This is a genomic window from Micrococcaceae bacterium Sec5.8 (genome assembly GCA_039636775.1).
Lineage (GTDB): Bacteria > Actinomycetota > Actinomycetes > Actinomycetales > Micrococcaceae > Arthrobacter.
In genome coordinates this window covers 3,251,600-3,272,005 of record CP143429.1, presented here as the reverse complement: position 1 = coordinate 3,272,005, position 20,406 = coordinate 3,251,600, and the positions used below count along the sequence as shown (strand labels likewise).

20 protein-coding genes are annotated in these 20,406 nt (G+C 66.4%); 12 read left to right on the top strand and 8 right to left on the bottom strand.

Features of this window, described 5'->3' with window-relative positions:
- Positions 1–55: 55 nt before the first annotated feature.
- Positions 56–1,372, bottom strand: coding sequence for a trypsin-like peptidase domain-containing protein (locus tag VUN84_14990; protein ID XAS63584.1), 1,317 nt, complete (start codon positions 1,370–1,372; stop codon positions 56–58).
- Positions 1,373–1,529: 157 nt separating this feature from the next.
- Positions 1,530–2,288: a lysostaphin resistance A-like protein gene (locus tag VUN84_14985; GenBank protein ID XAS63583.1), complete on the bottom strand. Its 759-nt coding sequence runs from the start codon at positions 2,286–2,288 to the stop codon at positions 1,530–1,532.
- Between the two features lie 146 nt (positions 2,289–2,434).
- Between VUN84_14985 and VUN84_14980 the strand changes: the two genes are divergently transcribed.
- Complete coding sequence (locus VUN84_14980) at positions 2,435–4,126, top strand: ABC-F family ATP-binding cassette domain-containing protein (GenBank protein XAS63582.1); 1,692 nt, start codon at positions 2,435–2,437, stop codon at positions 4,124–4,126.
- 141 nt (positions 4,127–4,267) lie between these two features.
- Positions 4,268–5,728 (top strand): amino acid permease, encoded by a 1,461-nt coding sequence (locus tag VUN84_14975; protein XAS63581.1) that lies wholly within the window; start codon positions 4,268–4,270, stop codon positions 5,726–5,728.
- Between the two features lie 349 nt (positions 5,729–6,077).
- On the opposite strand, the gene VUN84_14970 is transcribed toward VUN84_14975, so the two are convergent.
- Positions 6,078–6,254: a CsbD family protein gene (locus tag VUN84_14970; GenBank protein ID XAS63580.1), complete on the bottom strand. Its 177-nt coding sequence runs from the start codon at positions 6,252–6,254 to the stop codon at positions 6,078–6,080.
- Between the two features lie 133 nt (positions 6,255–6,387).
- On the opposite strand from VUN84_14970, the gene VUN84_14965 reads away from it, so the two are divergent.
- The 5 genes from VUN84_14965 to VUN84_14945 all read left to right on the top strand — a co-directional run bounded on the left by VUN84_14965 (position 6,388) and on the right by VUN84_14945 (position 10,285).
- Positions 6,388–6,546 carry a hypothetical protein gene (locus tag VUN84_14965; GenBank protein ID XAS63579.1) on the top strand — a complete coding sequence of 53 codons (159 nt, stop codon included), beginning with the start codon at positions 6,388–6,390 and terminating at the stop codon, positions 6,544–6,546.
- Positions 6,546–7,220: a pentapeptide repeat-containing protein gene (locus VUN84_14960; GenBank protein XAS63578.1), complete on the top strand. Its 675-nt coding sequence runs from the start codon at positions 6,546–6,548 to the stop codon at positions 7,218–7,220. Before VUN84_14965 ends, VUN84_14960 begins: the two co-directional genes overlap by 1 nt.
- Before the next feature lie 154 nt (positions 7,221–7,374).
- Complete coding sequence (locus VUN84_14955; GenBank protein XAS63577.1) at positions 7,375–8,604, top strand: acetyl-CoA C-acyltransferase; 1,230 nt, start codon at positions 7,375–7,377, stop codon at positions 8,602–8,604.
- Between the two features lie 20 nt (positions 8,605–8,624).
- Complete coding sequence (locus tag VUN84_14950; GenBank protein XAS65875.1) at positions 8,625–9,410, top strand: enoyl-CoA hydratase/isomerase family protein; 786 nt, start codon at positions 8,625–8,627, stop codon at positions 9,408–9,410.
- Positions 9,411–9,412: 2 nt separating this feature from the next.
- The gene (locus VUN84_14945; protein ID XAS63576.1) at positions 9,413–10,285 is read left to right on the top strand and encodes a 3-hydroxyacyl-CoA dehydrogenase family protein; all 873 of its coding nucleotides are present in this window, start codon (positions 9,413–9,415) and stop codon (positions 10,283–10,285) included.
- A gap of 12 nt (positions 10,286–10,297) precedes the next feature.
- Here VUN84_14945 and VUN84_14940 read toward each other — a convergent pair whose 3' ends face one another.
- Positions 10,298–10,531, bottom strand: coding sequence for a DUF6480 family protein (locus tag VUN84_14940; protein XAS63575.1), 234 nt, complete (start codon positions 10,529–10,531; stop codon positions 10,298–10,300).
- Positions 10,532–10,558: 27 nt separating this feature from the next.
- Positions 10,559–10,999 (bottom strand): SRPBCC family protein, encoded by a 441-nt coding sequence (locus VUN84_14935; GenBank protein XAS63574.1) that lies wholly within the window; start codon positions 10,997–10,999, stop codon positions 10,559–10,561.
- 83 nt (positions 11,000–11,082) lie between these two features.
- Here VUN84_14935 and VUN84_14930 point away from each other — a divergent pair, with 83 nt between their 5' ends.
- Entirely contained in the window at positions 11,083–11,706 is a 624-nt protein-coding gene (locus VUN84_14930) for a GNAT family protein (GenBank protein ID XAS63573.1), read from the top strand.
- Here VUN84_14930 and VUN84_14925 read toward each other — a convergent pair.
- Positions 11,703–12,539: an SGNH/GDSL hydrolase family protein gene (locus tag VUN84_14925; GenBank protein XAS63572.1), complete on the bottom strand. Its 837-nt coding sequence runs from the start codon at positions 12,537–12,539 to the stop codon at positions 11,703–11,705. The genes VUN84_14930 and VUN84_14925 overlap by 4 nt on opposite strands.
- Positions 12,540–12,752: 213 nt before the next feature.
- On the opposite strand from VUN84_14925, the gene VUN84_14920 reads away from it, so the two are divergent.
- Both VUN84_14920 and VUN84_14915 read left to right on the top strand, forming a co-directional pair.
- Entirely contained in the window at positions 12,753–13,526 is a 774-nt protein-coding gene (locus VUN84_14920) for a tyrosine-protein phosphatase (GenBank protein XAS63571.1), read from the top strand.
- A gap of 9 nt (positions 13,527–13,535) precedes the next feature.
- Positions 13,536–16,280 carry a hypothetical protein gene (locus tag VUN84_14915; protein ID XAS63570.1) on the top strand — a complete coding sequence of 915 codons (2,745 nt, stop codon included), beginning with the start codon at positions 13,536–13,538 and terminating at the stop codon, positions 16,278–16,280.
- A gap of 32 nt (positions 16,281–16,312) precedes the next feature.
- On the opposite strand, the gene VUN84_14910 is transcribed toward VUN84_14915, so the two are convergent.
- The gene (locus VUN84_14910; protein XAS63569.1) at positions 16,313–17,035 is read right to left on the bottom strand and encodes a DUF4397 domain-containing protein; all 723 of its coding nucleotides are present in this window, start codon (positions 17,033–17,035) and stop codon (positions 16,313–16,315) included.
- 108 nt (positions 17,036–17,143) lie between these two features.
- Positions 17,144–17,560 (bottom strand): hotdog fold thioesterase, encoded by a 417-nt coding sequence (locus tag VUN84_14905; protein XAS63568.1) that lies wholly within the window; start codon positions 17,558–17,560, stop codon positions 17,144–17,146.
- Positions 17,561–17,724: 164 nt separating this feature from the next.
- On the opposite strand from VUN84_14905, the gene paaZ reads away from it, so the two are divergent.
- Together paaZ and VUN84_14895 are read left to right on the top strand one after the other, a co-directional pair.
- Positions 17,725–19,836 (top strand): phenylacetic acid degradation bifunctional protein PaaZ, encoded by a 2,112-nt coding sequence (gene paaZ / locus VUN84_14900; protein XAS63567.1) that lies wholly within the window; start codon positions 17,725–17,727, stop codon positions 19,834–19,836.
- A gap of 140 nt (positions 19,837–19,976) precedes the next feature.
- The gene (locus tag VUN84_14895; protein XAS63566.1) at positions 19,977–20,384 is read left to right on the top strand and encodes a VOC family protein; all 408 of its coding nucleotides are present in this window, start codon (positions 19,977–19,979) and stop codon (positions 20,382–20,384) included.
- Positions 20,385–20,406 lie beyond the last annotated feature (22 nt).

The following is a 20,406-nucleotide window of genomic DNA, read 5'->3' as shown; positions in this document are numbered from 1 at the left end:
GGTAGGGGCACTGCGGATGTGCAAGCTGCCCGCCGGCCCGCCGGCGGGCCGCATTTCAGCATGCCGCCGGCGGACCCTGCGGGGTGCTGGAGTCCGCGATGCGCCAGATCGTCCCATCCCACTGCATGACGTAATCCAGGGCCCAATCCGAGCAGGTTTGACCCGCTGGCCCGTGCCCGGCATCCTGGACAGTCCGAAGCCGGACCGACGCGATCAGCTCCGGTCCCGACGTTCTGACGTCTGCGATGTCCAGACTGCGCCAGAAGGATGAGCCCAAACCTGAGCGCCACGTCTCCAATCCGCCCATCCGCTGCTGCATCTCAGGGCTGAGGATGGCAAAGGCCTGGTCGTAGGCGCCCAGATTGATGGACTGGCCGTGGAAGACCAGGCTCCGTGCGATGTTGACGGCTTCGGGATGGTTCGAGCTGACGGTGACAGCAATGGAGTTGGCTTCACCAGCTGGAGGCGTCCCGCAACTGACCGGGGCCAATCCCGCGGCACGGTTCCGCCAGCTTTCGACCGCAAGGGCAGCTTTGCGGCCGTCCACCGCAAAAGCTGTGCCTTCGGCACTGTAATTATCAGGGCCGCTGGTCCCGAAAACCCAGGCCCGTTTGGAGCTGACGACGCCGGCCACCTCGCCCTCCAGCGTCAGCAGGGGCCCGCCGCTATTGCCGGGATTGATGGCCGCATCCGTTTGAATCAGGTTGGTGACGGTTCGGGTGCCGATTGTTTGCTCCCGGTTGAGTCCGCTGACACGGCCTGCAGTGAAGGTGAGATCTGCATCCAAAGGGTAGCCCAGCGCTGCCACCTCTTCGCCAAGTTCCGGCGCGTTGCCCACGAACCCGAAGACATGGCCGTCGACGGGACGGGCGGTGCGCAGGAGTGCGAGGTCAGCTGGTTCGTCGACCCCCAGCACCTCGGCGCCCACGATTTCCGCTCCGACGCTGACGCTGATGTCAGCCTGGTCCTTGACGACATGGGCGGCCGTCACGATCAAGTCATTCTTGACCAGAAACCCTGTACCCACCCCTCCGCCGTCGCAGAGCGTGACGTTGATCTTCGCCACCCCGGAGCGGACGTCGGCCACAGTGTTGGCCCAGCCCGCAGGAGGCTGGACTGGGGTTGTGGCGGCAGTGACCGGCGGCGCGGGCGCAACCGCAGAGGTTACAGGCGGCGCGGCCGCAGGCGGCGTGGAGATGGGCGGCGGAGCGGCCGCCGGCGCCTGGGACTGTGCCGACGCGGTATTCGGGGCAGGCGGGGAATTCTGCGGCGGAACGGTGATGCAGCCTGACAGGGACAGGATCAGGCTGACGAGCGCCGCCGGTACCGCAGCTGCGGCTGGAGCGGAGTTTCGGGAGGCAGGTGATGTCATGGCGGTCCTTCCCCGCAACGAGGTTGCCGCTTTAGCCCGCCCAAACTAGTGCGAAGTGACCCAAAGATAGCCCATCAGCGGGCCTGCGACCAGAGCCAAAGCGGTCTTTGTCTGCCACAAGGGGCGCAGACTGGTGCCCTTATCCCGCAGCCTCGGCTTAGCCCTGGACTTTTTGGAGCTGCTCCATAACATCCGGCGGGATGGCGTAGATGAAGACGACGGCCAGCAGGTTCTTTGCGGCGTGAACGAAATAGGAGAACATCACGTTCTTGCCGGTCCAGACGTAGACGAACACCAGAACGGCGCCCATTGCGAGATATGGCATGAGCACCGGCAGCGTCAGGTCCTCCTGGCCCACGATATGCAGGGCGGCGAACAACGCCACGGACAAAGCGCAGCACACCCAGAGGTTAACCCGCCGGCTGAGTTTGCCAATTAGCAGGTTCCGAAAGATGTACTCCTCCACGAAGGGCCCCACGATCACGAGCAGGGGCACCATCAGCCAGGCCGGAACCTGCTGCATCAGCGCCTGCAGACCTGCCTGGTTGGCGGACGTCTGCGGCGTCCCGGTGATGGACACCAGGACCGCAGTGAGGATCATCATGGCCGCCAGGGACAGCGGGATCATCAGCAGGGTGAACCAGGGCCGGGTGGCGAGGACCCGCAGGTCCCGCGCGGCGATGTTCCGGACCGCGGCCAGAGCCAGGATCCCGATGCTGGCGTAGAAGATGAGGTTCACCGAGTAGGACGCCACGGCAGGATTTGGCGACAACTGGAGCATCAGCGGGACAAGGAGGCTCCCGGCCACCGCGAAGAAAGCAGCCACGGCCACGTAGAGCCCGGCCGTGAAGTAATCGAGCCGTGAGAACCGGTACAGTTCCGGCCGGGGTGCTGGTGTGCGAAGAGCGGTGCCCATGCCACCAGCCTAGCGCCGCGGCAGGACGGCGGGGCCATTGCAACCGGTCACCGCCAGCGTCTCAGTACCTCAGCCACAGCCGTCGGTGTCATACTTGACGACTCCGGTCGCCGACGGGCAGGCAGGCACCTACTTACGAGGACACCTTGAGCGAACATCTCCGCCTTTCCGGCGTATCCCATGGTTACGGGGACCGCCAGCTGTTTACCGGCGTCGACATCGCGATCACGGCCGGTGAACAGGTCGCGATCGTCGGTGAAAACGGTGCGGGCAAATCCACGCTGCTCCGGATTTTGGCCGGCCTCGAGACCCCGGACGAGGGCGCCGCCGTCACCCAGGGCCGCGTGGGGTACCTGGCCCAAACCCTCGGCCTGCCAGAGGCATTCACGGTAAGCAACGCGATCGACGCCGCACTGGAATCACTCCGCGCCTTGGAGGCCAAGCTGGAGCGTCTGGAAGACGGACTGGCCGACGCGGAGGAAGCGGAACTGGAGCTCTACGGAAACCTGCAGACGCAGTACCAGCTCCGGGAAGGCTACGCCGCGGAATCCCGGGTCGAGGCGGCACTTGACCGGCTTGGCCTGGGCGGGCTGGACCGGACGCGGACCCTGGGCTCGCTCTCCGGCGGTGAACAGGAACGCGTGGCACTGGCATGCGTGCTGGCCGATCCCGCGGACATCCTCCTCTTGGACGAACCCACTAACCACCTCGATGCCAGCGGTACGGCCTGGCTGGAAACGCGGCTGGCCACCCACCGCGGAACCGTAGTGGTGGTCTCCCACGACCGCGCCCTCTTGCGCAAAGTGGCATCGACTGTGATTGAAGTGGACGCCGAACGCCTGGCGGTCCACCGGTATGGCAACGGGTACGAGGGATACCTGCGGGAAAAGGCGGCCGAACGCCAGCGCTGGGCGCAGCAATACCAGGGATGGCTGGACTCGATGGCGGCCGAACGGCTCCAGGCGGACACCGTCGCGGGAAAGATGGGCTACGCCCGCCAACGCGACAACGACAAGATGGGGTTCGACTTCAAAGCCGGGACGTGGCAGAAGGCGGCCACCAGCAAAGTCCGCAACGCCCAGGAACGTCTCCGCAGGCTGGAAGAGAATCCGATCGACCGTCCTCCGGTGCCCCTGGCGCTGGCAACGGATCTGCACGCGGACGTTGCAATGGGTCCTGCTCTTGAAGCGACGGGGGTGATGGTGCCCGGGCGCCTGAAACCGACAGACGTCCAGGTGGAGGCGGGCCAGAAGATACTTATCACGGGGCCCAACGGAGCAGGCAAATCCACGCTGCTCTCCGTCCTTGCGGGCACGCTGGAACCAGCCGGCGGTACCGTGGTCAGACACGGCCGGGTTGGTTACCTGCAACAAGAACTGGAACTTCCGCAACGCCCCGGGCTCCGTCTGTTGCCGGCCTTTGCGGCGGGCCTGGGGGGCAACATCGATGAGCACGCCGAGGGGCTGCTGCGCCTTGGGCTCTTTCGGACCAGCGAGTTCCATGTCCCGGTGGGCAGCCTTTCCGCCGGCCAGCAACGCAGGCTGGCGCTGGCCCGGCTTCTTCTGGGCGGGTTCGGGACGATGCTCGTGGATGAGCCCACCAACCATTTGGCGCCCGTGCTGGTGGAACAGCTGGAAGCAGCCCTTTCGAATTTCGACGGGACGCTGGTCATGGTCAGCCATGACCGGGCACTGGGGGAGTGGTTCAGCGCACGTGCCAGCGAAAACAGCACCGGGAACCGCTCCGGGCAGGGGACGGTGGCCGGAAGCTGGCACCGGTACACCATGACGGACGGTGCCCTGGTGTTGCCCGCGTCACGGCCCGGCCGAGTTTGCTAGTACGATGGATGAGCCGCGCGAGCTTCGACACTTGTGAGGTTTAGTACACGGGTTGGCCCCCGGAAGAGGGCCGGCCCCGAACTTTGTGTACTCTAACCTCCGGTCCTCTCCCGGCCCGCCACGACCTACAAGGAAACAGCTGTGCCATCAATTACCCCCACAGAATCGAAGAGCCGCACGGCGCCGCCCGCCGTCGTCGACTCGACCCTCAGCGCCGAGGGCTACAAGAAGTCCCTGAGCGGCCGCCAGGTCACCATGATCGCAATGGGCGGCGCCATCGGCGTCGGACTGTTCATGGGAGCCGGCGGCCGGTTGGCCTCCACCGGCCCGGCCCTCGTCTTTTCCTACGCGATTGCCGGCGTTATCGCCTACCTGCTGATGCGCGCACTGGGCGAACTGATCATGTACCGCCAGACGTCGGGCTCCTTCGTCAGTTACGCCGGGGAAATGTTTGGCAAGAAGGGCGCCTATGTGTCCGGCTGGATGTACTTCATCAACTGGGCCATGACCGGTATCGCCGAGCTCATCGCGATCGGTCTGTACTTCCAGTTCTTCTTCCCCAATGTGCCGGTTGAACTCTCCGCCATCGCTGCGCTGTTGCTGCTGGTGGGTGTGAACCTCCTGAGCGTCAAGGCGTTCGGCGAATTCGAATTTTGGGCCTCCTGCCTGAAGGTGGGCGCCATCCTCATCTTCCTCGTGGTGGGCACCTTCATGGTGGTTACCAACGCCCAGGTGGGCGACGGCAACGCCTCGGTCAACAACCTCTTCGCCGCCGAAGGGGGCATGTTCCCCAAGGGCGCGCTCGTGATGATTCTGGTCCTGAACGCCGTGATCTTCGCGTACAACGGGATTGAACTTGTGGGCATCACCGCCGGCGAAATGCAGGATCCGGCGAAGGAAGTACCCAAGGCTATCCGCGCTGTTGTCTTCCGCATTGTGGTCTTCTACGTCGGTTCGGTGACCCTGCTGGCCATGCTGCTGCCCTCGGACCAGTACGTGGCCGGCACCTCGCCATTCGTGACCGTGTTCGGCCAGATGGGCCTCGGCTGGATGGGCGACGTCATGAACATGATCGTCATCACCGCCGCCCTGTCCTCCTGCAACTCGGGTCTGTACTCGATCGGCCGGATCTTCCGCACCATGGCCAACAATGGACATGCCCCGCAGTGGCTGACCCGGATGTCCAAGAGCCACGTGCCCTACGCCGCCATCCTGGCCATCGGCGGGGTCTACCTCGTGGGTATCCTGCTCAACATCTGGCTCGGCGGTTCGCACGCCTTTGACCTCGCGCTGAACTCCGCGTCGATCGGCGTGATTTTCACCTGGGGTGCCATCTTCGCGAGCCAGATCGCGCTGCGCAAGACCAAAGGCAAGGTGTCATCGCTGCCCGCACCCGGCGGCGTCTGGGTCAGCTGGGCGGGCCTGGTGGCCTTGCTGGCCATCACCGTGCTCATCGGTTTCGACACCATGACCAGCAAGTCCGGCGAGGTCTTCCCCCTCGGACTTTGGACCCTGGCGACCATTCCATTCTTCGCGCTGTTGCTGTGGCTGGGCTGGCACAAGGTCAAGAACAACGAACCGAAGAACGCGCTCTTCAACTAGGGCCTCCCGCACCACGCACCAACCGACGACGGCGGCCCCCCCACTGCGGGGCCGCCGTCGTTGCGTTTTTGGCCTGCACCGCTTGCGCCCCGCGGGCCTGTTGTGCCGCGCCGCGCCGTTGCCGCATCGACTTGACGGAGATGGCCGCCATCCGGGGTGGCACGGCGGCCGTTTGTGGCGAATCGGCGGCCGGTCGGCGGCATAGCGGCCGTTTGCGGCGGGTCGGCGGCCCGAGAACTCCCTAGGGCGTCCCGGGTTCGCAGCAGCGGCTTGGGCTTGGCGCGACCGGGCATAAAAAAGCGACGGCGGCCATCCCCCAAAGGAATGGCCGCCGTCGCGGGTCGTAAAACTAGTCTTTCTTGAAGGCGTCCTTGACGTTCTCGCCGACCTTCTTTGCGTCGGACACGACCTGGTCCTTCTGGCCCTCGGCGCGCATCTCGTCGTTGTTCGTTGCCTTGCCAGTAGCTTCCTTGGCCTTGCCGCCGAGGTTCTCTGCCTCGTTCTGAATCTTGTCTCCGATACCCATGGCGTGAACCACCTCTCGTTTACAGTTGAACTACAACGTTTCCCCACCCTAACACAAAGCATGCTTAGTAAATCAAGGGTCCACCGCGGAGCCGGGATTAAATCTGCAGCGAGGCCGGGCTAGGCTCGAAGCCATGGACGATGAAACCAGTCTGACCCAGCAAGTCAACGCGCCCGCACGCAGGGGGTGGGCGGTTATGGCCAACCTTCCGGGTTCCGCCGCCACGATGTCCGGCGTCGATTCCAGCCGGACGCTGTCCGCGGAAACTGCCGCGCGGGCCGTGACGCCCTGATGGCACGGGCGGCAGGTCAAAAAGCGACGAAAGTGACGGCGCCGCGGCTCAGCCCGGTTCGGTTGGAGGACCTCCGGGACGATCACTCCCCGGACTTCCGGTCCGGCGAACGTTACGACGGCGTCCGATACACCAAGGCAACCGCGGACGGGCTGGATCTTGGCGGCACCGACTTCGCTGAATGCGATTTCCGGGGGATTTCCTTCAATGAGACCCAGCTGCGGGGTGCGTCTTTCCGGGACTGCATCCTCGCAGAGCTGTACGCCCCGGTGTTCACGGCCGCCCGGAGCACCCTGCGCGACGTCGAGATCGGCAACCCGCGCTGGGGTTCCGCGGAGCTCTACGAGAGTGGCTGGCAGTCCGTACGGATCGACGGCGGAAAACTCGATTACCTCAACCTTCGCGGGTCCAAGCTGACAGACGTGCAGATCAGCGACTGCATCATCAACGAACTGGACCTGGGGTCTTGCGCGGCGACCCGGGTGTCGCTGAAGAACTGCACCATCGGCACCCTCGATATCTCCGGCGCCCGGCTCAAGGACGTCGACATCCGCAGCACGGACTTCCGTGCCATCAGCGGACTGGAAAGTCTCGCCGGCCTCGTGATCGATGATGACCAGCTGGGCTTGCTCGCCCCGTTAATGGCCAGCCACCTGGGCGTCATCATCGCGTGACGCCGCGGGGCCCGATTGACCCCCTTGCCGCGCCGTGTAATCTTTATAGAACGAACGGTCGGTAATTTGGCGCCCCAGCGGAACGAGTGCAGTGGCCGCCGCCGATGAGAATTCTTTCGATGACAGTGCCGTTTATCGCGTGAAGGGTGTACCCATGGCATCAGCAGTTGCAGGACCACAAGCATTTCTGGTGGGCGGTGCCCGTACTCCGGTGGGCCGGTATGGCGGCGCGCTCTCCGCGGTCCGCCCCGATGACCTGGCTGCCCTGGTGGTGCGCGAGGCCGTGTCCCGTGCCGGGCTGGACCCGGACAGCATTGACGAGGTGATCCTCGGCAACGCCAATGGCGCCGGTGAGGAAAACCGGAACGTCGCCCGGATGGCCACCATCCTGGCCGGCCTGCCGCTGCACATTCCCGGAATCACCGTCAACCGGCTCTGCGCGTCCGGGCTGAGCGCCATCATCATGGCCAGCCACATGATCAAGTCCGGGGCCGCAGACATCGTGATCGCCGGCGGCGTGGAATCCATGAGCCGCGCCCCCTGGGTCCAGGAAAAGCCGCAGACCGCTTTCGCCAAACCCGGGCAGATTTTCGACACTTCCATCGGCTGGCGCTTCGCGAACCCGCTGTTCCAGAAAGGCGAGCTCTCCCGCGGCGGGAAGATGACCTATTCCATGCCGGAAACGGCCGAGGAAGTCGCCCGCGTGGACGGAATCACCCGCGAAGACGCCGACGCCTTCGCCGTCCGCTCCCACGAACGCTCCCTCGCGGCCATCGCCGCCGGCCGCTTCGCCGACGAGATTGTCCCGGTCACGGTCAAGACCCGCAAGGGCGAGACAGTCGTCGATACCGACGAGGGCCCCCGCGCCGGCACCACGATGGACGTTCTCGCGGCCCTGCGACCTGTCGTCGCCGGCGGTTCGGTGGTCACGGCCGGGAACTCCTCCACCCTCAATGACGGCGCCTCCGCCATCATTGTCGCCTCCGAAGCCGCCATCGAGCGGCTCGGCCTCACCCCGCGGGCGCGGATCATCGACGGCGCTTCCGCCGGCTGCGAGCCGGAAATCATGGGCATCGGCCCCGTCCCGGCCACCCGGAAAGTGCTCGACCGGACCGGTCTCAGCGTCGGTGACCTCGGCGCCGTCGAACTCAACGAAGCCTTCGCCACCCAGTCGCTCGCCACCATGCGCCGGCTCGGCCTGGACCCCGAGATCGTCAACCGCGACGGCGGCGCGATCTCTTTGGGCCACCCGCTGGGTTCCTCCGGTTCCCGGCTCGCAATCACCTTGCTGGGCCGGATGGAACGCGAGGACGCCCGGGTCGGCCTTGCCACCATGTGCATCGGCGTGGGCCAGGGCACCGCGATGCTGCTGGAGCGTGTCTAGTGGCGGGCGCCGCGACGGGTTTGGACCCGCAGCATTTCAGTACGCTGTTGATTGACGAGCGCGAGGACCGGCTGGTGGTGCTCCTGAACCGGCCCGAGGTCCGCAACGCGATCGACCAGCAGATGGTCGACGAGCTGCACGCCGTCTGCGCCGCGCTGGAGCAGACCCCGAAGGTCCTCATCATCGCCGGCACGGAGGGGGTCTTCGCCTCCGGGGCGGACATCGGCCAGCTGCGTGAACGGCGCCGCGATGACGCGTTGCAAGGCATCAACTCCACCATCTTTGTGCGGATCGCGAAGCTGCCGATGCCCGTCATCGCGGCCCTGGACGGGTTCTGCCTCGGCGGCGGCGCCGAGCTGGCGTACGCTGCGGATTTCCGGATCGGCACCCCTTCCGTCCGGATCGGCAACCCGGAGACGGGCCTGGGCATCCTGGCCGCCGCCGGTGCAAGCTGGCGCCTGAAGGAGCTTGTGGGGGAGCCGGTGGCCAAGGAGATTCTCTTGGCCGGGACCGTGCTGCGGGCCGAACGGGCCCTCGCGGTCAACCTCATTACCGAAATCCATGAAGCACCTGAACTGATGGCGGCAGCCCATGCCCTGGCTGACAGGATCGCGCGGCAGGATCCCCTGGCGGTGCGGATCACCAAATCGGTGTTCCACGCCCCTGCTGAGGCCCACCCCCTGATCGACCAGTTGGCGCAGGGAATTCTCTTTGAATCCCAGGCCAAGTTCGACCGCATGCAGGCTTTCCTCGACCGAAAGTCCGAAAAGAAGTCCGAGCAGGATCCAGACCGGAAGAAGAACTGACGATGAGCAACTCCGTACTTCCCGCGAACCTTCCTACCGCCGTCGGGGTGCTGGGCGGTGGCCGGATGGGTGCCGGCATCGCGCACGCTTTCCTGATCAACGGCGCCGACGTCCTCGTCGTCGAGCGCGACGACGAGTCGGCCGAGGCGGCCCGGGAACGGGTGGAGTCGGCGGCGGCCAAGAGCATCGAGCGGGGCGCCACGGACGGCAACCTGGACGAGATGGTCTCGCGGCTCTCGGTCACCGTGGACTACGACGACTTCAAGGACCGCCAGCTGGTCATTGAGGCCGTCCCCGAGGACTGGGACCTGAAGGTCGCCTCGCTGCGGGGGATCGAGGAACGGCTCGCCGAGGACGCCTACCTCGCTTCCAACACCTCCTCCATCTCCGTCGACGCGCTGGCCCGCGAGCTGCAGCGCCCGCAGAACTTCCTGGGCCTGCACTTCTTCAACCCGGTCCCTGCGTCAACCCTCATCGAGGTGGTACTCGGCGAGCACACCTCGGAGCAGCTGGCCCAGGCGGCCCGCGGCTGGGTCGACGCGCTGGGCAAGACCGCCGTCGTCGTCAATAACGCCCCCGGCTTCGCGTCCTCACGGCTGGGGGTCGCGATCGCCCTCGAAGCGATGCGTATGGTGGAGGAGGGCGTGGCGTCCGCTGAGGACATCGACAACGCCATGGTCCTGGGCTACAAACACCCCACCGGGCCCCTGCGGACCACGGACATTGTGGGACTGGACGTCCGCCTCGGGATCGCCGAATACCTCGCCTCCACCCTCGGCGAGCGCTTCGCCCCGCCGCAGATCCTGCGTGACAAGGTGGCCCGCGGCGAACTCGGGCGCAAGTCCGGCAAGGGCTTCTTCGACTGGACTGCCTGAGTTCCAGGGACGTTAGTTGAGGATCCCTACGATGCGGCCAACAAAGAAGAGCGCCACCAGCAGCACCATCACGCCGATCAGGATGATCCACAGGTACTGGGTGAAGCCCCGGTCCTCGGGGATCCGCGGCCCTTGGGGTCCCACCGAGGTTCCCTCCCCGGGTGGTGTTTCGCCGGGCGGCACGCCGCCGCCCGGCTCGAGGCCGGTCAGGTTATTCTCGAGGGGATCCGGATTCTGGGATGTCACGGTGTGCTCCTGTTCCGCACAACGCCGCTACAGCGATGCCTGGGAGTCGAGGGTCTTTTTCATTCCGTCCATGGCGGGGCCGGCAAGGGAGTTGAACGCCGGCCGGACAAACGGTTCAGCGGCTTTGAGCCAGCCCTTGAGCTGGAACTCCGCCGTGTAATCCACCTTGGAGCCCGCCCCGGACGGCGAGACTTCAATGGTGTCCACTGAGATCACTGACTTGTTCTCACCGCGCAGCTTGATACGGCTGGCTGTCAGTTCGATCACTTCATAGGTCAGCGCCTGGCGCTTGCCTCGGAACTCGGCTTCGGCGTGGTACCGGTGCCCTACGGCCACCGGCCCGGTGGAGAGCTTGTTCACCACTGGGGTTCCGGGATCCCACTCCGGCGTGTGCTCAAACGTTGACAGGTAGTTGAAGGCCCTGGCGGGGTCAAGGGCTGAGTGGGCGGTGCCGCGGACTGTGATCATGACCCCAGCCTAACGAGATTGCCGGGCGTCAAACCAGTGGGAGGCAATCCGGTCCACCTCCCGGGCGCCCCTAGGATGGTGCCGTGACTTCCCTGGACCGGCCTGCGATCGCCCCTATCACCCTGACCGGTAAGCTCGTCGTCCTCGAGCCGCTCAGCCGGGACCATCACGACGGCCTCGTGGAGGCAGCCCGCGACGGAGAACTGTGGCGCCTCTGGTACACGTCAGTGCCCGCCCCGGAGCAAATGGCCGGTGAGATCGCCCGGCGTCTGGCCCTCCAGGAGGCCGGCGCCATGCTGCCCTTCACCACAAGGCTGCTTAACCACGCCACCGGGGCGCCCGGCAAGGTGATCGGCATGACCACCTACATGAACATCGACGCTGCGACGCCGCGGGTGGAGATTGGCTCCACCTGGAACGCTGCGTCAGCCCAGGGCAGCGGCAGCAACCCGGACTCCAAGCTGCTGCTCCTGCGGCACGCCTTCGAAACGTTGGGCTGTCCCGCCGTCGAGTTCCGGACGCACTGGCTGAACCACCAATCCCGCGAGGCGATCGCCCGGCTGGGCGCCAAGCAGGACGGCGTCCTCCGCGCCCACACCCGCAGCAGCGACGGAGCGCTGCGGGACACCGTGGTGTTCTCCATCCTGGCGCACGAATGGCCGATGGTCCGGAACGCCCTGGAGTTCAGGCTGGCCAGGCGGCGTTAGCGGGAGGAATAGGCTCCGGCCTTACTCAACGCTGCGTAGTACGCCTCGTAGCCTTCCGCGTTTGGGTGGAAGTTGTCGGGGCTGCCCAGGTTGGCGAGGTCCAGATTGATCCAGGGATCTGCCGAGTTGATGCCGTGGCCGGCGAAAGCAGTCCTGACATCGACGTACGTCGCTCCGGTGGCAGCGGCAGCGCCCGCAATGGACCCGTTCAGGCCGTCAGCCAGGAGAGTGGCCTTGTCGATGAATACTGACATGGGATCGGCCGGATCGAGCGTGCCCGGGTTGTAGAGGTAGGGGTAGCCGGTCAACACCACCTTGGCATTCGGTGCCGCAGCCTTCACGCTCTTAACCATCGCGGCGACGGCGCCGGCGAGTTGTCCGCTGGCGAGCTGGGCCGCCGCATCAGCGCTGGCCTTATCGCACAGCGGAGCCGCGGTGGAATCGACCATGGCGTTGCCACACTTGGTGACTATATCCCCGAACTTAAGGTCGTTGCCGCCGGCGGTAATGGTTACCAGTTCGGTGTTCTTGTTCAGCTGGCGCAGCTGGGTGTCCACGACCTCCTGGGTGGTTTTGCCGCTGCAGGCGGCATTCCTGACCAGCTTGATGGCTTTGACTTCAGCAGCGAGTTCGGAATAGGCACTCTCACTGCGGTAGCAGCCATCCAGATACGGACCCGCTCCCTGCCCGGCGGCGTACGAATCGCCGAGCGCAATATATTTCGTCTTGTCCACGGCCTGCGCCGGGACAGCTGCCGCGCCGACCGCCATCGCCAGAGTGGCGAGACCAGCAGCCAGGGCCGTTCGCCGTCGTCCAAGCGTTGCAATTCCCATGGTGTTCCCCTCAACGGCGCGTAGGTTCAGGACCCGCGCCGGGAAGTGAACCAGTCCTGGCGGCAGGCGTACTGAAACAGAGCCCGGCGGCTACCGGGTCCACGCCACCTTACGCGGACACCTCCACCCGCACCACGGCCAGGAGACCCGCTGCGGAGATCCTGCGAATTCGGGCTCTGGATCGGCGCCGGTGCGTGTGCTTAACTTTCTAAGATGACCCATCCTGCCGATTCCGGTGGCCCGGCCCAGCGAACGGGTGCGCCGGGTACGTTCGGGCACCCCGGTCTGGATGACCAGGACGCAGCAGTCCGGTGGAACGGCGCGGTCAATGCCTGGCACGTTGCTGGAAGCGTCTTCCGGATGGGGCGCCGCGAATGGCTCACCGAGGCGGGATGGCAGCAGGCGTACGACGACGGCATCCGGACGGTGATTGATCTCCGCAACCCCGACGAGATCCGCCGCCGGGACACCGATCCCCGGGTTGGAGCCGGGGCTTTGGCAGTGTTCGACGTCGTCCATGCCCCCACCGAGGACCCCGGAAACGCCGAATTCCGGGCACTCTGTGTTCCCTACCTGAATGATCCGGCATCCTATGCGGACAACGCCCGGATCTTTCCGGGAAAGCTGGCCGGAGTCTTCAGCGCCGTGGCGGCGGCGCGCGGCGGCGTCGTGATTCACTGCTCCGCGGGCCGGGACCGCAGCGGCATGATCGCGGCCATGCTCCAGGACCTCGCAGGAGCCGGCGAGGACGCCATTGCCAGGGGTTACGAGCGGGCCATGCGGGGTATCAACGAACACCACCGGGTCTCGGGAGTGCCGCATCCGCATGAGCGGTATCTGCCCGAGGACGTTCTCGTTCCGATGCTGGAGCTACGGCTGGAGAGCCTGCGGCGGTTCATCCGTCATGTGGGAACCAGGGAATTCTTGCGTCACAATGGCATCACAGACCGGGAGCTGGCAGCCATTCTCGCCAAGGTGGGGCGCTAGAGTGACCGGGTGAAGACTCCCAGGAATCAGCTGACAGGGCGGGCGGTGGCGGCTGCCGCCATCGCGCTCGCGGGATCGTTCTACTCCGTTCCTGCTCTGGCGGAAACCGGGGAACCGGACCCCGCGCCGTCGGTCTCGTCGGCAGCTCCGACGACGGCGGCCACGCCGGTTCCCGGGCCCACGGCGGACGCTGCGACCAGTGCCGCTTCAGCCGTGCCGGCGGTTCCGGCGGCTCCGGGGATCAGCGAAGCCGGGCTCGCCGCGGCCGTCCAGCGGGACCTGGGCATGACGGTCGAGCAGTTCAATGCTGCCGGCCAGCTCGGCAGGACGGCGGCCGACGCCGTGCCGTCGCTGCGCGGACTGCCGGGTTATCTGGGCATCAGCCTGCGGGACGGCAAGATTCTGGTCGAAGGCAGCGGTCCTGAGCTGCAGGCCCGCGTCGATGAGCTGAACGTGGCCGCGGCCGTGTTTGCGCTCGTGCCGCCCGTGGCGGAGCTTCCGACCACCCAGGTTGCACCTCCGGTGGAACTTCCCGCGGACCCGGCTGCACAAGCGCCTGCACATTCCGCCACGGCTCCGTCGAAGGCCGACCTCGTGGCCTCCAGTACCGAGCAACTGTTCCAGGACTACATCCGCGAGGTGGGTGCCGCCGGCCTTCAGGCCGTCGCCTACTCCGGCGGAAACTTCATCATCCGTACCGGCGGGACCAACACAGCGGAATCCGCGCTATCCCCGCAGCAGCAGACCACTGCGCAGCAGCAGACCACTGCGCAGCAACAGACCACTGTGCAGCAACAGACCACTGTGCAGCCGCAGACCGGCAAGGCGTCCACGGCCGCGGCCGCGCCGGGAAAGATTTCCCCGGCCGACTTCGTGGCGCGTTACGCCAACGTTCTGCTGGAGCTTGCAGCCCCGGCCGCCACCGAAGCGGACGTGTACGGCGGGGACGGCTATGTCATTGATGCACCGCCCTGGCGGACCATCTGTTCCACCGGCTTTGGAGCGTACAGCGCAAGCGGCCTCCCGGTCGTACTGACAGCAGGGCACTGCACCGAGGACGGCGCCGGCGCGGTCCTGGGTCTTGAGCCGCGGACGTCCGCCCCTGCAGGCGGCGCGTCGCCCCTGCCGGAACGCCTCGCGCCGTTTGGCACTTTTGGATACAGCCAGTTCGGCGGACAGAACAACTCCTGGGTCCTGAACCCCGGCTGGAACACGGGCGATGCGGGCGACCCCGGCAACGTGGGCACGGACATCGCCGTCGTCGAAGCACTCAGTGACGCCGTCAACCTCCGGCCCGCCGCGAACACCTGGGCCAGTGCGGCAAACCCGGGCGCCACCGCTGTGAAGATCATCGGCACGGTGGCGCCGTTCAAGGGCCAGAACGTGTGCCGCTCCGGACGCACGGACGGCTGGTCCTGCGGACAGGTGGAGGAGACCGGCATCTATGTTGTGGGCGGACGGACCACCAATCCAGCGGATGTGCGGGCGTTCCGCGGTTTTCTCTCCAAAAACGTCCAGTCCAGCGGAGGCGACTCCGGCGGCCCCTGGATCAGCGGGAACTTCGCTGTGGGCACCCACTCAGCCGGCGAGGCCCCGCCCGCTAAGGATGAACTCCCGGCTCCGAACTTCGCCATCGCCACGACGCTGAAGGACTCCCTTACCGCGTTCCCGTCCGCCGTCGAACTGCAGCTGTTCCTGAATAAACCTCAGCTCGCGGCAGCGGTTGATGGGACTGTCATGGCAGGTCAACCCATCATGGGCCGGATCCCGGCAGCCCCGGCATCTGCCGTCGCCGCCGGCTCAAAGGTTCGCATCGTTGTTGGCAACAAGAAGCCGGTGGTGGTGCCCGTGGACTCCGCCGGGAACTGGTCTTTCCCCGCGCCCGGGACCACCGGCCCGCTGCGGTTCACGGCCGAGACGGTCAACGGTTTCAGCCGCTCGGGCGCGGCGTCCCTCAGGGTGACGGTCTCGGACCTTGACGCGCCGGTGATCAGCACTCCGGCCGAGGGGGCGGCGTTGAAAGAGCTCGCCCGCGTCGGCGGCACCGGAACGCCGGGGCTTGCGGTTCACGTCACCGGCGATATCAGCGGTTCCGCCGTCGTAGCTCCGGACGGAAGCTGGAGCGTTCCCACCGGAGGGCCCGTCGCCGGCCGGATCTCGGTGCACGCCGTCCAAACGTCCCCCGGCGTCGTGGACAGCCCCTCCGCCACCCGCACCTTCACTGTGGCCCCGGCCGCCCCGGGCCTCACTTCCGTCACCAATGGTTCCCGCCTCAGCCAGGACTCGCTTCCCGCAACGCTCTCAGGAACGGGAATCGACGGCGCGGCCATCGCCGTCGTGGTCGACGGGAGCCGGGCGGGCGCTGCCCGGGTGCTGGCGGAGGGCGGACGCTGGAGTGCGCCGTTCCCGGCAGAGCTTGCCGCCGGTGTGCATACACTTTCGGTCACCCAAGCGGTCGACGGGGTTGTTTCGGATCCGCTGCTGGTCACCTTCAGCGTTGACGCACCCGCGGTGGTCCCCGCGTCACCCGGCCCGGAGCCTGACCTTCCGGCCGTCGTTCCGCCCGCTCAGGCACCCGTGCTTCCGGCCGGCGCCGGGCAACCGGTTGACACTGGCGCCGGGGAACCAGCCGGCGCCGGCCAACTGGCGGACGCCGGCGCGAGCCTCCTGACGCCGACGGCGGGACTAGCCGGCAGCGCGATCCTGCTGGGCGCGGTCCTGCTGGCCAGTACCCGGCGCCGGGTCATCCGTTAGCCACCGGCGCTCCTGGCATCAGTACCGATACATCAGTGCCGATCGCAGTCGCCACGCCACTTAGCCGAGTCGACCACCTGGACGGCAACCTGGAGGTTGCCGTCGGCCAGGCTGCCCCAGGCGTACACAATGGTGTTTTTGCCAGCGGTGACCGGTACATCAGCCGGGCCGATCAGCGGCGCGGTGGTTCCGGCGGCCGCAACCGACGCGGACACCGTCCCTGCCTCCAGGGTCAGCACCTTCTGCTTGGGGTTGCGCAGGTTCTTAATGACAGCGGTGTCGCCGGCCAGGATGTCAACGGCGGGCGCCGCGGCCACGTGCCTGACGGTCAGCTTTCCCTGGCCCTTGGGACTTGCCGAGGTGCTGTTCTTAAACAGGGTGGCAGTGGGCGCTCCGGAAGCATCCAGGTGGGCCACAGCGGTGTAGTTCCGGCCCTCCTTGAGATGGACCTTGACCGGCCCGATCACCGGGTTGTCCGCGCTGGTGGCGTCGGCTGCCGTGATCGCGATCTTGTAATCGCCCGCGTCAAGTTTCAGCGGCCCCGCGAGGGTTCCGGGGGTGAAGTCGTCCAGGGTGAGCTTGCCGTCCACCCACACGTCCACGGTGAGGCCCGGGACGCCGTGCAGGACCGAAAGCAGGGCGTCGTCGCCATGGTGCCGGCCGCCGTCGTGATTTCCGCTCGCCTGGGCGGGGGCTGCGAACGTGAGCGCCGCCAGCAGGGACAGTGTCCCGGCGGCATAAACGGATTTGCGCATGTCTAACTCCTCATTGAGTTGCCCGGTTCCGGGCGGTGATGTGCTTACACCGTTACTACCGGCCGGGGAGCGCCTTTGGATGCAGTTCTCGGAATCCTGCCCGCAACCTCAGCCTTTGCGGTCCAGCAACAGGTTGGTGATCCGCAGCGTGCAGAGCCGCTGACCGGCCTCGTTGGTGATCAGCACCTCGTGGGTGGTCACAGTGCCGCCCAGATGGATGGGCGTCGCGGTGATGGTGATGAGGCCTTCACGGGCGGACTTGTGGTGGGTGGCCGAGACGTCGACGCCGACGGCCGTTTTGCCCATCGTGCTGGCGTGGATGACCGCCGCCCAGGAGCCCACAGCCTCCCCGACGGCCAGTGAAGCTCCGCCATGCAGGAGCCCGAACGATTGCCGGTTGCCCTCCACCGGCATGGTGGCCACGACCCGGTCGACCGATTCCTCGACGATCCTCACGCCCATTTTTTCGTCGAGTTCACCAAGGGTGATCTTCCACAGCTCGGTGTTCGAGGGTTCGGGCGTCATCGCGTCTCCTTTATGGCCTGCAGATCCAAGGGGCTCGGGCCGGTCCGTGCCGCCGCAGCTAGTGTGCGGCAGGCCTCATTCATGTACTGTAGACATATTACCGAACGGACGGTCAGTAATGCTGGCCGTGTTGATCTTGCCCCTGTTGGAAGGACCCGTCAACGATGACCACCACTGCAACCGCTCCGGAACCCACAGTAGACACTGTCGGGATCGTTCCCAGCTTCATCCGGGATTCCTGGTGGACCCCCGACGCGGGATCGGCGGCTGGCGCCGCCTCCGTGCGGGACGCCAGCACCGGTGAACTCCTCGCCAAAGTGAGCACCGAGGGACTGGATCTTGCCGCCGTCGTGGACTACGGACGCACCACCGGCCAGGCGGAACTGGGCAAACTGACCTTCCACCAGCGCGCGCTCAAGCTCAAGGAGTTGGCGCAGTACCTGAACGGCCGCCGCGAGGAGTTCTACGCGCTCTCCGCCCAGACCGGTGCCACCAACATCGACTCAATGGTCGATATCGACGGCGGCATCGGGGTCCTCTTCACCTTTGGGTCCAAGGGCCGGCGTGAGCTTCCCAACTCCCAGGTCATTGTGGACGGCCCCATGGAGGTGCTGTCCAAGGACGGATCCTTCGCCGGCGAGCACATCTACACCCGCATCCCCGGCGTAGCCGTGCAAATCAACGCCTTCAACTTTCCTGTCTGGGGCATGCTCGAGAAGCTGGCGCCCGCGTTCATCGCCGGCGTGCCTACTATCGTCAAGCCCGCCACCCCCACCGGGTACGTCACCGCCGCCGTGGTCAAGGCCATCATCGAATCCGGCATCCTGCCCAAGGGCTCCCTGCAGTTGGTTTCCGGCTCGGTCCGGACCCTGCTGGACCACCTCGACTACCGCGACCTCGTGGCTTTCACCGGGTCGGCGACCACTGCCAACACGCTCAAGTCCCACGTCAACGTGGTCAAGGGCGGGGTCCGTTTCACCTCGGAAACCGACTCCCTGAACGCCTCGATCCTGGGCCCGGACGCCGTCAAGGGCACCCCGGAGTTCGACGCCTTCATCAAGTCACTCGTCACCGAGATGACCGCCAAGGCCGGGCAGAAGTGCACGTCCATCCGCCGGGCCATCGTGCCGCAGGAGCTGGTACAGGACGTCATCGCCGCCGTGGGGGGACGGATCAAGGAACGCGTTGTCCTCGGAGACCCGCGCGCCGAGGGCGTCAACATGGGCGCCCTGGCATCCCTGGAGCAGCTTGCCGATGTGCGCGCCGCCGTCCAGTCCATGCTCGACGCCGGCGGTGAACTCGCCTACGGCACGCTCGATTCGCCGAAGGTCACCAGCGCGGACGGCAGCGTTGGCGTCGTCGCGGACGGGGCGTTTATGTCCCCTGTGCTGCTGAGCTGGGCGGATCCGGAAGCTGAGGAGGTCCACTCTTTGGAGGCCTTCGGTCCGGTCTCCTCGGTGATCGGCTACGCGGACCTGGCCGACGCCGTCCGCCTCGCCGCCCGCGGCGGCGGATCGCTGGTTGCCTCGGTCTGCACCAACGATCCGGCCGTTGCCCGCGAACTCGTCACCGGCATCGCGGCCCACCACGGCCGGGTGCACATGCTCAACCGCGAGGACGCGCGCAGTTCCACCGGCCACGGTTCCCCGGTCCCGCACCTGGTCCACGGCGGCCCGGGCCGCGCCGGCGGCGGCGAGGAGCTCGGCGGCATCCGCTCCGTCCTGCACCACATGCAGCGCACCGCCATCCAGGGCTCACCGAACATGCTGACCGCCGTCACGGGCGTCTGGCACACCGGAGCGGACCGGAACTTCACCCTCGAGACGGAGGGCCAGCACCCGTTCCGGAAACACCTGAGCACGCTGCGCATCGGGGACGCGATCCGCTCCGGGCTCCGCGAAGTGACCCTGGAGGAGATCACCAAGTTCGCCAACTCCACCGGCGACACTTTCTATGCCCATACCAACCAGGAGGCAGCGGCGGCCAACCCGTTCTTCCCGGGCATCGTGGCCCACGGGTACCTGTTGCTCGCCTGGGGCGCCGGACTGTTCGTGGAGCCTGCCCCGGGCCCGGTCCTGGCGAACTACGGCCTGGAGAGCCTGCGCTTCATCACGCCGGTGGCCGCGGGCGATTCGATCCGGGTCACCCTGACCGCCAAGAAGATCACCCCGCGCGAGACCGACGAGTACGGCGAGGTGGCCTGGGACGCCGTCCTGACCAACCAGAACGACGAGATCGTGGCCACCTACGATGTCCTTACCCTTGTGGAGAAGTAGCCCGCCCGTTACTGCCGCCGAGGCGTGACTTCGCGCCCATTGTCCCCGCGGACCTTGGCACCAAGTCTCGCTTCGAGGCGTAGAGGCCGGCTCTTTCCACCCCGCCCCGGCGTAGAATTTTCAGCGTAGGAGGTGGCGAAATGACCCTGTTGTTGAACAAAGCCACAACAGTCCTGCCAGTCGATGATGCAGAGCGTGCCCACCGCTTCTATGCGGACACTTTGGGTCTCCCGCACCGTGGAGTGGCGGACGACGGAAGCGAACTATTCGGCAGCGACGGCGGCCCCATGCTGGCGTTGATGCCCGTCAGGGATGGAAAGCACTCCGATCACACCACCCTGAGTTTTGAAGTCAGCGAGATCGAACGGACCGTTCAGGAGATGGAGTCCAGGGGCGTCCAGTTCCAGGACTACAACCTGCCGGATCTGAAGACCGAGAACCACATCTGCACAACGGATTCGCAGAAGTGCGCCTGGTTCACGGACACGGAGCGCAACATCCTCTGCGTCCACGAGAACATCACCACGGCGGCTGACTACCAGCTCTAGCCGGCAACGTCTCACCCAACAG